The following is a 14290-nucleotide window of genomic DNA, read 5'->3' on the forward strand; positions in this document are numbered from 1 at the left end:
GAGATAGCGAACCCGGAAGTTTCTGATGAATAAAGGAATCAAAATCGATGGCCGTTTTGGGATTCTCTGAGCCGGAAACACTTCAATGTCCCCCGCTTCGCTCGTCGATCAGCCGTTCTAGAAACTCCGCAAACGTCGAAGCATACGTATCGATCAAATCATTCATGAGATCATAACACATGATTGGAAATTCGCCTTGGTCATCGCTGGAAGACGTATCAAAATAATAAAGCTCGTCGCTGTCCGGAACGAACAAGTCCAGTCTATGAGGGAACCGGCTTACCCACCACTCCTCGGCTAAATTTAACCTATGTATATAAAGAAGATCGCTGTCGTCATACTCTCTGTGTTCCGGAGGAGAGATGGTTAGAATATTCCCGTCGCCCAACCGGGCATTGCCGTAATGAACCAGCCACCAGCGGTAAGATGGCGGCAGACGGAATCCTAATTCCTGTTCCACTTCCGTTATCCAGCTCTCTTCCGCCCCACGACCAGGAAACCATTTTATAGCTGTAGTCGTCTTCAATTTGTCTGCCAAACGCTCATGCATGAGTTCGTCCTCTCCCCCTACACTTGGATTAATTTCCAACTTCTATCCTTTCCGCTTATCGTATCACATCGAAGTCACGTGCAGTAGTGTACATACGCTGTTGATGCTTTGTTTTTGACACCACATTAATTCTCACTTACGTTCTCTATGCTGACTTAAAGCCTCAGCGGAAGCCCCCTAGGGGAAAAGGATCGCCGCTTCTGCATATGGGCCGATGAAAATAGTGGGATTTCAAACCATCATCGCCATAATAATTCAATGGCGAGAAATTGTATAAATCGTATGCATTAGAATAATATAATGGTGAAATACCATACGAAGGAAGAGAGAAATATGTATACGATCAGCAGATTTTCTCAGCTTTGCAAAATGAGTGCACGCATGTTACGACACTATGACAAGGAAGAACTCTTAAAACCAGTACATGTAGATACAACGAACGGGTATAGATATTATGAGAAGAGTCAATTAGAGACGGCATTACGAATCAAGAAACTGAAAGAATATAGATTCACCCTGCCGGAAATTAGAACGATCCTTCAGACATCAGACAGGGAATGGTTTACCGGATTAATGCACTCGAAAATCCATGAATTATCAAATGAGATGAATCGATATAAACAGATTATTGCAGAAATGCAAGAGATGATCGAAGACAAGGTGGATTTGATACCAGGAGAAAGAAGATCTTATGATATACTGCTCGGAATGAGAAACGAGATCAGTGTCCTAAGTCAAAGAGTGCAGATGAATATAGCTAACATGGACAAGTATATGGATTCCTTATACGAAGAAGCAGAAGAAAGTAATATTCACTTACTTGGCGTTCCGTCTGCCATTTTTTTCGATGAAGAATATACCCCAGATCACAGCGATATTGAATTGATGATTCCAATCGTGGATCGAAATGACGAAGATGCATCATGTGATTGGCAAATAAAAACACTCCCCCAAGAGTTTATTGCTACTACCTTGCATATCGGGAGTTATGACTATATCGGATACGCGCATATGGCTCTTGAAGAATGGATAGAACGCAACGGCTATTTCTTGAATGGGTCGCCTTATGAAACCTACTTGAAAGGTTCAGAATGTGACTGCCCTGTGGAGGAGTATGTGACACAAGTCTGTTTTCCCATCATCAACGAAGCTAGACAATAATTGCTTGACCTTGACACGATGTCAAAGCTTATTCTACTTCAAGAGAAAGCGATTAGAGCATAAGGAGATTGGGACATGAATAAGATGATTGTAGTATGTACGGGGGTTTTACTAACAGCGGGGATCTTATTAGGGTGTACGCAAAGTAAAGCTGATGAAGGACAAAGCATGGAAAAACAAAACGTAGGCAAATACACAATGCCTGATGAAAGTAGCAAACATGAAGGTACTTGGTTGCAATGGCCCCATAACTTTACCTATGGTAGCGGCTATAAAGAAAAGCTTGAATCTATTTGGATAGAAATGGCAAGCGCATTAAGCGAAGGGGAAAATGTTCATATTATCGCATACGATGAACACGATAAGAACGATATTTATGATCTTCTTTATGACGAGGGATTAAATATGGATAGAATCGACTTCTATATTATTCCTACTGACGATGTATGGGCAAGAGATACAGCACCGATTTTTGTATACGACAAAAACAACAATATTAAAATCATGGACTGGGGCTTTAATGGGTGGGGCAAGAAAACCCCGTATAAAAAAGATGCCTTGATTGCGAACAAACTAAGCAACCAGTTGGGTATGGAAAGAATTAATCTAAATAATGTAGTACTTGAAGGCGGCGCATTTGAATTAGATGGTAATGGTACATTTTTATCGACACGCAGTGCGGTTACGAATAAGAATAGAAATCCTAAATTATCAGAAGCAGAAATTGAGGAAGTTATAGAAGAAAATCTTGGTGCTACGAATTTTATTTGGTTAGATGGTGTGCCCGGTCTGGATATTACAGATTTCCATATTGATGGTTTTGCTAAATTTCATGACAAGTCTACAATGATTACAATGAAAGAAGAGGATTTGGAAGAATGGGGTGCCTCAAATAAGGATATTAACACATTAATGAACGCTAAGAATGCCTTTGACAAGCCTTATCAGTATGTGTATTTACCAATTACCAAAAACTATGTAGTGCTAGATAACGGAAAGAACTTGGGGTACAAAGGTTCATATATCAATTATTACGTTGGAAATACCGCTGTATTAGTTCCAAATTATAATGATCCTAATGACAAATTAGCAAACGATACCATCCAGAAACTATACCCTGACCGTAAGGTTATTGGAATTGACGTGAGAGAACTTTATAAAGATGGCGGTATGATTCATTGTGTTACACAACAACAACCCGTCGACTTAAAGTGATCGCGATTGTTTCAGCTGATTTCTAATATTTGAAAACGAAGCTGCCGCGGCATGCTCCTTCGTTGATGTTCTTATTGGATTTTTATTTTCATCATCTGCACGACAGGCTGACGATTCGGTGCCAAGGCACTTCGAAAAGTCGGCTTTTTTATTGATTGGCCTTGTAGAGTTGACCGGCACGTTATCATAATCCCCAAATCTCATCTCGTCAAGAGATAATGTGCGAATGAGCGACATAGCGGGGGATCCCCCCTTATGCTTTCGGAATAGGAATGAATTTGCAAGTATGAAGAGCGATATCGCTTTTTCCAATTCATCCGGTTTCACGTAAAATATTCTTCAGGTCGATGGGGAGATAAGGGATGTACACGCAAAGGACAGGACGCAATGAATTCAAGGCCATTACTAAAGACAGAAGGAGAAGCTGTATGAACAGAGTGGACAAAATCAGATTTATGCTCCTTTACGGTGAAGCGCCTGAGGCACAATGTTACGGGTACATGGAGTTGGATCGGGATGGCCATATGATCGCGCTCTACAATAGGTATGGCGAGCAAATAGACATGTACGGTGGTCATGAATTTGTCAGGGTACGGACGCTTGGCAAATTCGATGACGAAGATCGCGATCATTTTTATTCCTTGTTAGAAAGTGATGGCGTAGGATAATCTGCACGACAGGCTGGCGATTCGGTATCAAGGCGCTACGAAAGTCTCCACCACGCCCGCAATTATCGATTTCGCCCAACTTATGGTGCGGTTCAGCATAACGGGGCTATCGGCGGAAAATGAAAGAGGAGCTGGCATAACCAGCTCCTCTTTCAGTCTAGGATACACCGATCGAAGATCAATTCCACGATCCATGTTCCATTTGTCGTAAAACACCTCAATGGCCTGCATAACGATACAGACTTGTCGGCTGGTTAATCGCTTGGCTTGCGGTGCAAGAAAACAGAACTTTAATATTGTCCTTTAATTACAAAAAACGAACCCCGAATTGTTCCCGCCAGTTTAGACTTCTGCCTAGCAAACTTAAACTTCCCTTCTAACTCCTTGGGTACCTCCATCCCCTCAGAAAGCTTAAAACCAACGGCCCGCTTCTTAGGGCCATCAACCGTATACATGACATTAAGCCCAAGACCGTCTTCATAAAAGACGTAGGTAAATTGGATATTTTCCACTTGAAAACGCGATGTTTCTAAAGGTTTGGCCGCAAACTCAATATCACGTTCTTCTTTCAAAATTCGGTTCACGTAATCAAGGCTCTCCTGACTTTCACTAGCGGGTACTACCGTAAATTCATGTTTGTATTTGTTCATAAAGTAACGGGCTTCATTAGCACGCAGACCAGCCAGCGCTTCTGCTACAGGCGAAGACTCTAAACCAACCGTGGACACATGTTTAAAATCAACGATATACGACATTTCCATCCCTCGTTCCTCTCTTTATCCCCTAACAACAGGAATCCACTTTTACCAGAAACCAAGCCATTCTTCAGGTTTGTTTCTTTTGACGATACAAAATTGGGCCAAATGCTTTGATTAGCGGATTTGTTGGTTTGATAAATAGTGTTCACATAGACTGGTATCAACAAACGCCTTTTAAAATATATAAAAAGTATACGACGTTGTTGCGTCAAAACCCTTCATTTCAACGAATTGAAAACATCAGCCAAGGGCAGGTAGGATAAGGAGGTTCATGGATGTTGAGGAAGAGTACAAATTCAGGCAGAAGGTCTGCAGTAATTACCGGGGTGTTACTATTAGCCGGGCTGGTTACAGGTATATTGAGTGTTGTTCCTGTTATAGATGGAGCAGACTACCTTGTTAAGGCTTCTACAAATGAAAATCAGGTACTAATAGGAGCGTTTTTTCAGCTGCTAATGGTTGCTGCATATGTTGGTATTCCTATTTTGATGTATCCGATTTTAAGTGAGCATAATAAAGGTTTAGCTCTTGGATCTGTTGCTTTCGGCATCATTGCGGGTGTTTTCATTATTATTGGTGTAATCATTCTTCTGCTGCTATTGACATTAAGCCACGAATTTGCAAAAGTTGGAGCTCTGAATGGTTCGTATTTTCAGACCTTGGGTGGATTGTTACGGGAAGGACGTGATTTGGTGAACCATGTGGCCACGACACTGGCATTTGTTTTGGCTATGTTCTTGTTTAACTGCATATTTTACCGAACAAAATGTGTTCCACGCTGGTTGTCCATTTCGGGTCTTATTGGGTCTGCATTGTCCATATTGGCAAGCTTATTATTTATGATTCGCTTCATCGGTCTGGATGCAGCCTACATGATGTTGAACATTCCAATTGCCTCTCAACAATTGGTTTTGGCTATATGGCTAATCCTGAAAGGTTTCAACCGGGAGGAACCGGATTCTGTAGCCAATTAAGAACATGATTGCCGATCATGCTCGTATGCGCCAGCTCGATTCGGCAATTTTGAACGATGGATAGTCAATCAGCGGAACTTCCTCATGAACGGCGAAGGGACTTTTTCTCTCCGCAAGTAAAAGTCCCCCTCTAGGTATCGCATCGTTCGGTTACCCCAAGCACGCAGCATTAGAAGCTTACTTTCGAGAATCAAGAACAAACAAAGATGCATCATGTCCCATGAATATTTTACTTCCCGTGTAAAAAGTTTTGGATTGAATATCCCTATACCCTATTTTTGTCATCATGCCGGATAGTTCGGCTTGATTAAATCCGTTATGAACGATATCCGAGACTACTTTTTCATTCTTATCAAAATCAACGATCAGCAAATGTCCTCCTTCATTCAGAACATCGAATAATCTGGATAAAACAAATTCGGCGTCATGAATATGAAGCAGCACCTGAGCCATAAAAATATAGTCGGCATGTAAATCCGACAGCCCTTCCTTTTCAAAATCAAAGCATAAGGTATCTGCATTCTGAATATTGAAATCAGAAATTTTTTGCTTGATTTGGTCAATCATGTTTTGTGATGTGTCCAGAAAAAGCATCGAGTTGAATTCATTTAACAAATTGATTCCGACAAGGCCGGTTCCGCACCCAAAATCAATTGCATTCTTGCTATTAGCGTCAACTAAATACTCCCGAATGACATCTGAGGATACCTTTGCAATTTGAATTCTTTCAGGCGTGTCATATATATTGGCTATCATTTCAAATTTATCTGTATTTCCCATTCGGATCTCTCCTATTTGCGTTATTTACGATACGGTTCAGCGAAATGACAATAATAATTCCATGGCTGCGCGTTCTTTATCCGCGATCTCGAGCAATAGCTTGGAAACCTGGTTAAGCTCCCGATGGTTTCCCGTTCTTCCCGCTTGGTCGATCAAAGAAGAAACGCTGACCCACATGGGAGCAATTTCCGCAAACCGCAAGTAGGCCTGTTCGACTTTTGGATCTCCAATCAGATCCCTGCACTCCTTTAGGAAATCTCGATATAGATTTCGAAACAAAGCGCCGCCGGTTCCCGCTCTTTCCATTAGCAGCGCAGTCAAGCATAGATCTTGTTCAACATTTTTGCTGCGAGAAGGCCACTTCAGAATTTCGCCGCTCATCTTTATAATGCCTTTATTCCCTATATTTCGAATGGGCGGATTCAAGTAGTCGTGTGCATTCTTGGTTAAGGACGATCGAATGGCGGGTACAAGCGGCGGAAGGGTGCCGGTCGGTTCGATCGTAAAGGAACGGTTCCTGGAGCTCATGGGCCCCTTCGCGCTTCTAGCCATGGCCAAAGCAGTTAAACGCGTCGTGACAAGTCCACCCTGTTGTCTTGTATCCGCCATGTATGCATACTCGTCATCCATGCCATATATCGCCGCATAGTGGGCGGCAAAGTGTACTTTGTTCGTGAAATAATCCAAATAATACGAGTCCAATTTAAGCCCCACCGGGGTTCCGCGTTCTATGAGGCTCCGTACGTTCTGCCACGCTTTTTCAACGGACGAGGTTTCTTGCGCCTTAATGGTTAAGTTGAGCCGGGATGCTATGCAAGCAGCCAATTCATCCGGTTTCACCCTTCCCCCAATATAGGGAAAGTCCATCGCCTTAGAATCCCAATAAATGAATCCCAGCCCTTGCCCGAGTCCGAATAACATCGGCTCCGATAGCCGGACTCCCGCAAATTGAAGCAAGTTGCCCATCGTTGTCGTCTCGCAATGATCTCCTTGAAAGGGAACGAAGCCTTCAATGATTTTAGACATGCTCCGTCATCTCCTCCAACAATTCGTTGATTAATTTGGCGACGTACGCTTGCTCACTCTCGATAAGATTCATCGGATGGAGGAAAAGCGCTCTTACGTACAGCGGCAATCGAACGCCGCCCTGCGATTCGTACTTCCGTCTTATAGTTGTCAACGCCTCCTCAAGAAAATCCAACCGCCTTCGCAAAGCTTCAATGGCTTCGGCCTTCTCGACAAAAGGCAGTGCGGCAAGCCCGAGATCGAATCGGTTATCGCGCTCTCGGGAAAAAGATAGGCTGGCGATGATTTCATTTCTCAGCATTATCATGCCTGCCTCCTGCATGGCAAATCGGATCGGCATAGGTCCCTTGCCGGATTTCCCGCCGGAATCCTCGGACTTGATCAATCCCTTATCGTTCAATTTCTTCAGTCCTGCGTAAATCGAAGTCGTGCCAATATTCGCCCATTCCCGATAGCCGCGCTGATCGATTAATTTATTGATGTCGTAACCCGACGCTTGATTACATTCCGCAATCATGTGCAGCAGCATAAATTCCACATTCGAAAGTTGATTCATAGAGAGACCCCTCGTACAATATATTTCATATACGTAATATAACAGTAGTGAAATATAAGGTCAAGTTCATGATGGCAAGCCTTTAGCCTCTGCGCCGAAGACGCAGAAGGAGACTGTGACAGCAACCATCCGGCAATCTGTCACAGCCTCCATTACGACGCGGCCTCTCCGCTCCTCTTGAGGAGGTGGCGTTCATATACTCTCTTGCTTCAACGCATCAATAATATTTTCCCCTTTTACTTTCGCACCGGAATATAGCATGGCGGAACCGACGATGACAAATACGGCAGCAATGACAGAAAGAATACTCATCCAGGGCAGGGCGAATCCATAGCTAAATTTGTTCGCAAATGCTCTATAGATCAGAACCATCACGACGAAGCTGACGGGAAGCCCGAACAGCAGCGACTTGACCCCATAAAAAATACTTTCGTAGTTCATCATTTTCGCAAAGCCTTTTGGCGTCATTCCAACGGATTTCAGCATCGCAAATTCCCGCTTTCGAAGGGATACGCCCGTCGAGACCGTATTAAAAATGTTCGCAATGGAAATCGCCGAAATTAATACGATAAAACCATAAGAAAAGACGGACATCAATAATATCAGCTGTTCTTCGCTTTTTCTGGATTGATACAAGTTGTAGGCTTGCAGATTGGTCACTTGCATCTCATCGATTTCCTGCTCCGTTTTCATCGGCTCCGTACTCTTCAAATAGAGGAAGGTTTGGGCGAGCAGGGTGTCCTCGCCGCCTGCCAATCGATTCATAACGCGTTCCGAAACGATGATGTTTAACCCGCCTACTCCAATTGGGCTCATCCCCATAGGTGCTTGATCCGTGAGCGCGGCAACGGTCACTCGGCTTGCCTTCGTTTCCTCCACGGTTTCTTCATGGCGATTCGCTAACTCGATGGTTTGACCGACTTTCGTATACATGGCCTTCGTTTGAATATATTTCCCCGTACTCATATCTTTGTAACGGATCGTATCCATCACGATCGCAGCGGGATGATCCGGATCCGTCAGCCGCTCATAATCTGCGCCGACCGCTTTGGCATAGACTTGCAGGCTCGAATCGTTCAATGCATGAACCTTAATATCGTAAGGATACTTTCCGTCTTGAAGTAAACTCTTATCGTCCTTAACTTTCTGTTGCAGCTCATCGGCAATGATCGCTTCATCGACCCAAGCGCTTGTATCCAACGCGTGAATCACGTTGTATTCCGTTACGCCATCCAGGGATGCAATCGATTGAATCAACCGGTCGTCTATTCTTTGTCCATGGCCATACGATACTTCAATGTCGTAATTGACGCCTTCCTGCGATAGCTCCAGGGATTGTTTCAGACCGGCGGTAAAAAAAGATACCGTTAAAAACAAAACGATGCTGACGACGAGTGAAAATACGATGGCATGATATCTCCGTTTGTTCCTTTTTAAGTTTTTCAAACCGATTTCCGCTTCGATTCCGAAGAACTTGCGAATGAGCTTCGACGTCTTCACGGCTTTATCCGTGAGCTTTACATCGGTCGTTTGGCGAATCGCGTCCATGGCGGATATTTTGGATGCTTTGATAGCCGGGAGATATGTCGATATGAAAATCGTCAACATCGAAACAACAGAGGCAATTATGAGCGATAACGGGGTGACGGTGAGCGTCAGCTTTTCAGTCGTCCATAATGCCCCTTGAATCATGGAGTTCATGAACCAAATGGTTGTCCCTATTCCGGCAAGACCGCACAGGATTCCAACGGGTATGCTGATCAAGCCAATGACGGCACCTTCAAAAAGCACTGAATTTCTTTTCTGCCTTTTCGTAGCCCCCACGCTCGCAAGCATTCCTAGATGGCGGGAACGTTCCGAAACGGATATCGCAAAAGCATTATAAATGAGAGAAACCGAGCCGATCATAATGACCGCCATAAGGATCACCGATAATGAAAGCATCGTGCTGGATGAGGCTATGCTTTTGGACACGCCGTAATAATGAAGCAAATCGTGATTATATAGGACCGTTTCGATATCGTTTCTTTCAGCCAAATCTTCGGCATGAGCGAACAAGGAACGATTGACTTTTTGCAAAACCACCGCCGCGTCGACTCGATCGTTTTCCCCGATAAAGTTTTCATCGACATAGCTGATGACCGTATACCCCGGGGCCCAAGCCGATTCCCATGCGGGACGCTTGATGAAGCCTACCACCGTATAATCCTTTGTCTTGATATGCTGCAGCGTCTCGGTTACTTTGCCCTCTTCTCTGCGCAGCGGTTCGGTTTGATCCAGGAGGCGATCGCCCCCATTCTCGAATCTTTCGCCGACGCGAAGGGTTAGATGATCGCCGATTTCGTATTTTACTTTGGCGTTCTTTGCAATGGCTTCGGAAATCACGACCTCCTTGTCCGTTTTAGGAAAACGTCCCTCGCTGAGTTCAACCGGAAACTGCGCAATACCTTGGGCATCATATTCCTTGATGAACAAGTACGGCTTATTTGGGTTTTGTCCCCCTTCTAACGGGGCATAGCCAAGATCTCTTGTGATCGCAACGGTCTTGGTTGCATCATCGTCGCGTATCGCCGCAAGCTGTTCTTTGTTTACATCTTGATACTGGACATGCCACTCACCGGTATCTGCAATGGTTTGCCTGATCATTAAATCAGAAAAGGAGAAACCAAGCGTAGCAACCGCGGTCACCATGGCGACCGAAATGATGACGCCTATGATGGTAACGAGCGTTCGTCTCTTGTTTTCCTTCAAATGCCGGATCGTCAGTTTATGGACAATATTCATCGGCGGATCACCTCGTCCTTGGCAATCCTTCCGTCTTCAATCGAAATGATCCTGTCGGCCTGCAAGGCGATGCGTTCGTCATGCGTAATGACGATTAGCGTCTGATGATAGGTTTTATTCAACATTTTCAATAAGTCGACAATCTCGCTGCTATTTTTGCTGTCCAAATTTCCGGTCGGTTCGTCTGCCAGCATGATCGCGGGATTCCCAATGAGCGCTCTGCCGATCGAGACCCGTTGCTGCTGTCCGCCGGATAGCTGATTCGGCAGGTGGTCTAAACGATGCTGCAAATTCAACGTATTCACAAGACCGTCCAACTGCTTTTTATCGACCTCTTGTTTATCCAGCAAGAGCGGCAGCGTCATATTTTCTTCCACCGTCAGGACGGGGATCAGATTGAAAAACTGGTAGATCAGGCCGATTTGTCTGCGTCGAAAGATGGCCAGCTGCGTTTCGTTCAAGGCATACATGTCCGTATCCTCAACAATAACTTTACCGCCAGTCGGCCGGTCTACGCCGCCCAGCATATGCAGAAGCGTTGATTTTCCCGATCCGGACGGGCCGATAATCGCGACAAATTCGCCTTTTCGGACCGAAAAAGAAACGTCGTCAAGCGCCTTCACCGCCGATTCGCATTTGCCGTATAGTTTAGACAGATGCTCGATTTTTAAAATTTCCATGGTCAAACCTCCATAGCTTAGCTGATGGATATCATTTTATCTGTCTAAAATGACTTTCAAGTGACGATGACGGTGACAATTTAGTCACTTACGGCGTGCCGCTAAATCACTTGCTTATAAAATTTAATCCGAAACTGCGTACCCTTCTCGCTGTCGCTCACCACATCGATCACTCCGTTCTGACTGGCAACAATGCTGTGAACCATCGCGAGACCAATGCCGATGCTCCCTTCGCCGGCGCTCTTTCCTTTGTAGAAACGTTTAAAAATATAAGGCAAATCTTCTCTCGGAATGCCTTTTCCGTTGTCGGCAATGACAATTTCCGTAAATAACGCGTTTTCGGAAAAGGTTATGGCGATCGCTCCGCCTTCAGGCGTGTGCTCCACGGCGTTTTTCAACATATTGATGACCGCTTCGGCGGTCCAATTGAAATCCCCGACAAACGAGACGTTGTCGTCGCCTTCGATGGAAACCGACTGTCCCTTAATATCCATCGGAATCATAACCGGTTCTAACGCCTTTTGGATAAGATTTTTCACCGGTATTCGATCTTGTTTGAATGGGATGGTCTTCGCGTCGATTTTCGATAATTTTAATAAGGAAGAAACCAGCCAATCGATGCGTTCAAGCTGGATGCGAATATTATGGGTGAACTCCGTTCGTTTGGCCGGAGGGAGGTCGGGGCCGCTTAATAAATCCGCCATCACCGTCATGGAGGTGAGCGGCGTTTTGAGCTGATGCGAAATATCGGAAATGGCATCCGTCAGCTGCATTTTGTCCCGCTGCAGAAGCGATCGATGCTCCGATAACATGAGCGTCACTTTGTAAATATTATTTTTCAAAATGCTAAGCTCGCCTTCTTGATTGTCGCGAACGTCAAGGGAATCATTGCCGTTGCTAATTTCCCGCAAATAGACGGACAGCTTGTCGAGCTCGCGGTATCTCCATCGGGTGAATAACAAACTGCTGCCAATGAGCAGCAGGGATAGAATGAAGACGAGCGCCGCGGCGGCAGGCGAAATAAGAGCAGCGGCCACGATCACCGACGTTAAGCTGATCGCAACCATGATGAGTAATAACAGTTGAATTTCCCGATTACGCAGCATCTAATCACCGACCTTATAGCCTAAACCGCGTACCGTTTTGATCAATGTCGGATGCTGCGGATCATCCTCCAGCTTTTCCCTCAGCCTTTTGATATAAACCGTTAACGTATTATCGTTCACGAAGTCGCCGGCCACGTCCCAGATTTGCTCTAAGAGCTGATTTCTTGTGAGAACTTGTCCAATGTGGTTGCCAAAGATCAGCAATAAGCGATACTCCAATGCGGTCAACGGAATTTCGGCGCCGTTCTTATGCACTTTGCCTTCCAGCGTATGGATTCGGACATTGTCGATGTCTATGATTGTTTTCGTTTGGGACGGCTTCTGGTATCTCCGCAAGACGGATTTGATCCGGGAGAGAAGCTCGCGAATGCGAAAAGGCTTTGTAATATAATCGTCGGCTCCCATATCGAGCCCCATCACGACATTGACCTCATCGTCGATGACCGTTAAGAAGATGACCGGAATGTCCCGCCGCTCTTTCACCATTTTGCACAATTCATAGCCGCTTCCGTCCGGAAGCGATAAGTCAAACAAGCATAAATCGAATTGATCGATGTCTTCGGCGAGCACTCTTTTGGCCGAGGCGACATCATGGCAAAGAACGGTTGCATACCGATCCTGCTGCAGCGAATATTCCAAACCGGACGCGATCGTTTTATCATCTTCGACTAATAAAATTTTCATCCGCAGATCATCCTTACGATTCAAATAATGTCATTTTCCCTCTTAGTTTCGACATTATAACAGTTTTTTCAGCGATAGGCGAAAAAAATGCCGCTCCGTCGCAGATGAGCGACGGAGCGGCGAGCTTTGTTCGGTTTATCCTTACACCGAAAGAACCGTGATCGTATTTCTTAATTAGAAAGCAAAAAAATAGGCACTCTAATCTAATACAGAGTACCTATTTCTCACTACATAACATATGTTTGGGACACATTTTGGTGTAATCTCTAGGAGGCATGTTGATTGCTTCAATATTCTCCTTTAATGACGAAGAACGAACCTCGAATTGTCCCAGCGAGCTTGGACTTCTGTCTTGCAAATTTGAACTTCTTCTCTTCCAACTCCTTAGGTACTTCCATCCCCTCAGATAGCTTAAATCCAACGGCCCGCTTCTTAGGATCATCGACCGTATACATGACGTTGATCGCTAGGCCATCCTCATAAAAGACGAAGGCCCATTTGATATTTTCGACTTGAAAGCGCGATGTTTCTAGAGGTTGGGCCGCAAACTCAATACCACGTTCTTCTTTCAGAACTCGTTTCACATAATCAAGCGTCTCCTGGCTTTCGCTGGCCGGTACGACCGTAAATTCGTGCTTGTATTTGTTCATGAAGTAACGGGCTTCATTCGCACGCATACCAGCAAGCGCTTCTGTTACTGGTGAAGATTCCAGACCAACCGTAGACACATTTTTAAAATCAACGATAAGGGACATCCTCATTCCTCCTGATCTCGTTTACTTCTTCACAACCGGAATCCACATTTCCCCATATACGAAGCCGTCTCGCTGCCCCATCTCAACCGTGGTATTGGGCCCGCCGACATAGGCGTAATTATCGGCAGCTGGCAAGACTTGACCAAAGGCAATGCCAGTAAGCATATTACTCAACTCATCAGCCGTCTTCCCTTCGCCTTTAACGACGAGATATTGTCCCTTAGGGAATTGGATCACTCTGTGTTCTTCCGGTACCGATGAATCTGTCATGACGCCAGCATAATACATCATCTTGTGATTTACCGCTTCATTCACGGCAAAAATATAGTCGTTCGCAGCGATCGCCTTTAACGTGTCAAGCCTTCCATCCTGCTCCACTGCCCGCCAAAAGTTTTCCTTCTCCTTGTTCATGCCGGCATAATCCGTGTAATCGCTCTTCAGCTCCGTTCCAATACCAAGAACGATAAAGCTGTCTTTTTCCTCAAAGGTATACGTTGCCATCATCCAAGCTCCTTTTTTTAAATTGATCATGTGATTTGTTTTTTCACTTGATGGGTTTATAATAACCTTAAATCATGTCAAAATATGATACT

General features: G+C 44.8%; 16 protein-coding genes. 4 read left to right on the top strand and 12 right to left on the bottom strand.

Annotated features, from left to right (window positions below; genetic code table 11):
* Positions 1–82: 82 nt before the first annotated feature.
* A complete protein-coding gene (locus tag L1F29_RS33820) occupies positions 83–550 on the bottom strand; it encodes an SMI1/KNR4 family protein (RefSeq protein WP_258386338.1) in 468 nt (155 codons plus the stop codon).
* 333 nt (positions 551–883) lie between these two features.
* On the opposite strand from L1F29_RS33820, the gene L1F29_RS33825 reads away from it, so the two are divergent.
* Positions 884–1711, top strand: coding sequence for a MerR family transcriptional regulator (locus L1F29_RS33825; RefSeq protein ID WP_258386339.1), 828 nt, complete (start codon positions 884–886; stop codon positions 1709–1711).
* Between the two features lie 168 nt (positions 1712–1879).
* The gene (locus L1F29_RS33830; protein ID WP_373876582.1) at positions 1880–2926 is read left to right on the top strand and encodes an agmatine deiminase family protein; all 1047 of its coding nucleotides are present in this window, start codon (positions 1880–1882) and stop codon (positions 2924–2926) included.
* Here the strand turns inward: L1F29_RS33830 and L1F29_RS33835 are convergent.
* Positions 2918–3163: a hypothetical protein gene (locus L1F29_RS33835; RefSeq protein ID WP_258386341.1), complete on the bottom strand. Its 246-nt coding sequence runs from the start codon at positions 3161–3163 to the stop codon at positions 2918–2920. The genes L1F29_RS33830 and L1F29_RS33835 overlap by 9 nt on opposite strands.
* Positions 3164–3354: 191 nt before the next feature.
* Here L1F29_RS33835 and L1F29_RS33840 point away from each other — a divergent pair, with 191 nt between their 5' ends.
* Positions 3355–3594 carry a hypothetical protein gene (locus L1F29_RS33840; RefSeq protein ID WP_258386342.1) on the top strand — a complete coding sequence of 80 codons (240 nt, stop codon included), beginning with the start codon at positions 3355–3357 and terminating at the stop codon, positions 3592–3594.
* A gap of 290 nt (positions 3595–3884) precedes the next feature.
* On the opposite strand, the gene L1F29_RS33845 is transcribed toward L1F29_RS33840, so the two are convergent.
* The gene (locus L1F29_RS33845; protein ID WP_258389900.1) at positions 3885–4349 is read right to left on the bottom strand and encodes a DUF8821 family protein; all 465 of its coding nucleotides are present in this window, start codon (positions 4347–4349) and stop codon (positions 3885–3887) included.
* Between the two features lie 278 nt (positions 4350–4627).
* Between L1F29_RS33845 and L1F29_RS33850 the strand changes: the two genes are divergently transcribed.
* On the top strand, positions 4628–5326 hold the full coding sequence (locus L1F29_RS33850) for a DUF4386 domain-containing protein (protein ID WP_258386343.1): 699 nt from the start codon (positions 4628–4630) through the stop codon (positions 5324–5326).
* A 177-nt stretch (positions 5327–5503) separates the two neighbouring features.
* Here L1F29_RS33850 and L1F29_RS33855 read toward each other — a convergent pair whose 3' ends face one another.
* The 9 genes from L1F29_RS33855 to L1F29_RS33895 form a co-directional block, all read right to left on the bottom strand.
* Entirely contained in the window at positions 5504–6106 is a 603-nt protein-coding gene (locus L1F29_RS33855; RefSeq protein WP_258386344.1) for a class I SAM-dependent methyltransferase, read from the bottom strand.
* Positions 6107–6142: 36 nt separating this feature from the next.
* Positions 6143–7132 carry a BtrH N-terminal domain-containing protein gene (locus L1F29_RS33860; RefSeq protein WP_258386345.1) on the bottom strand — a complete coding sequence of 330 codons (990 nt, stop codon included), beginning with the start codon at positions 7130–7132 and terminating at the stop codon, positions 6143–6145.
* Positions 7125–7688 (bottom strand): PadR family transcriptional regulator, encoded by a 564-nt coding sequence (locus tag L1F29_RS33865; RefSeq protein WP_258386346.1) that lies wholly within the window; start codon positions 7686–7688, stop codon positions 7125–7127. Before L1F29_RS33865 ends, L1F29_RS33860 begins: the two co-directional genes overlap by 8 nt.
* A 192-nt stretch (positions 7689–7880) precedes the next feature.
* Positions 7881–10472: an ABC transporter permease gene (locus L1F29_RS33870; RefSeq protein ID WP_258386347.1), complete on the bottom strand. Its 2592-nt coding sequence runs from the start codon at positions 10470–10472 to the stop codon at positions 7881–7883.
* The gene (locus L1F29_RS33875) at positions 10469–11152 is read right to left on the bottom strand and encodes an ABC transporter ATP-binding protein (protein WP_258386348.1); all 684 of its coding nucleotides are present in this window, start codon (positions 11150–11152) and stop codon (positions 10469–10471) included. Before L1F29_RS33875 ends, L1F29_RS33870 begins: the two co-directional genes overlap by 4 nt.
* A gap of 101 nt (positions 11153–11253) precedes the next feature.
* Positions 11254–12258 (bottom strand): sensor histidine kinase, encoded by a 1005-nt coding sequence (locus L1F29_RS33880; RefSeq protein WP_258386349.1) that lies wholly within the window; start codon positions 12256–12258, stop codon positions 11254–11256.
* Positions 12259–12942: a response regulator transcription factor gene (locus L1F29_RS33885; protein WP_258386350.1), complete on the bottom strand. Its 684-nt coding sequence runs from the start codon at positions 12940–12942 to the stop codon at positions 12259–12261. It lies immediately after the preceding gene.
* A 287-nt stretch (positions 12943–13229) separates the two neighbouring features.
* Positions 13230–13697 (bottom strand): DUF8821 family protein, encoded by a 468-nt coding sequence (locus L1F29_RS33890; protein ID WP_258386351.1) that lies wholly within the window; start codon positions 13695–13697, stop codon positions 13230–13232.
* 21 nt (positions 13698–13718) lie between these two features.
* A complete protein-coding gene (locus tag L1F29_RS33895) occupies positions 13719–14198 on the bottom strand; it encodes a GyrI-like domain-containing protein (RefSeq protein ID WP_258386352.1) in 480 nt (159 codons plus the stop codon).
* Positions 14199–14290 lie beyond the last annotated feature (92 nt).

It is taken from the genome of Paenibacillus spongiae, assembly GCF_024734895.1.
GTDB lineage: Bacteria > Bacillota > Bacilli > Paenibacillales > Paenibacillaceae > Paenibacillus_Z > Paenibacillus_Z spongiae.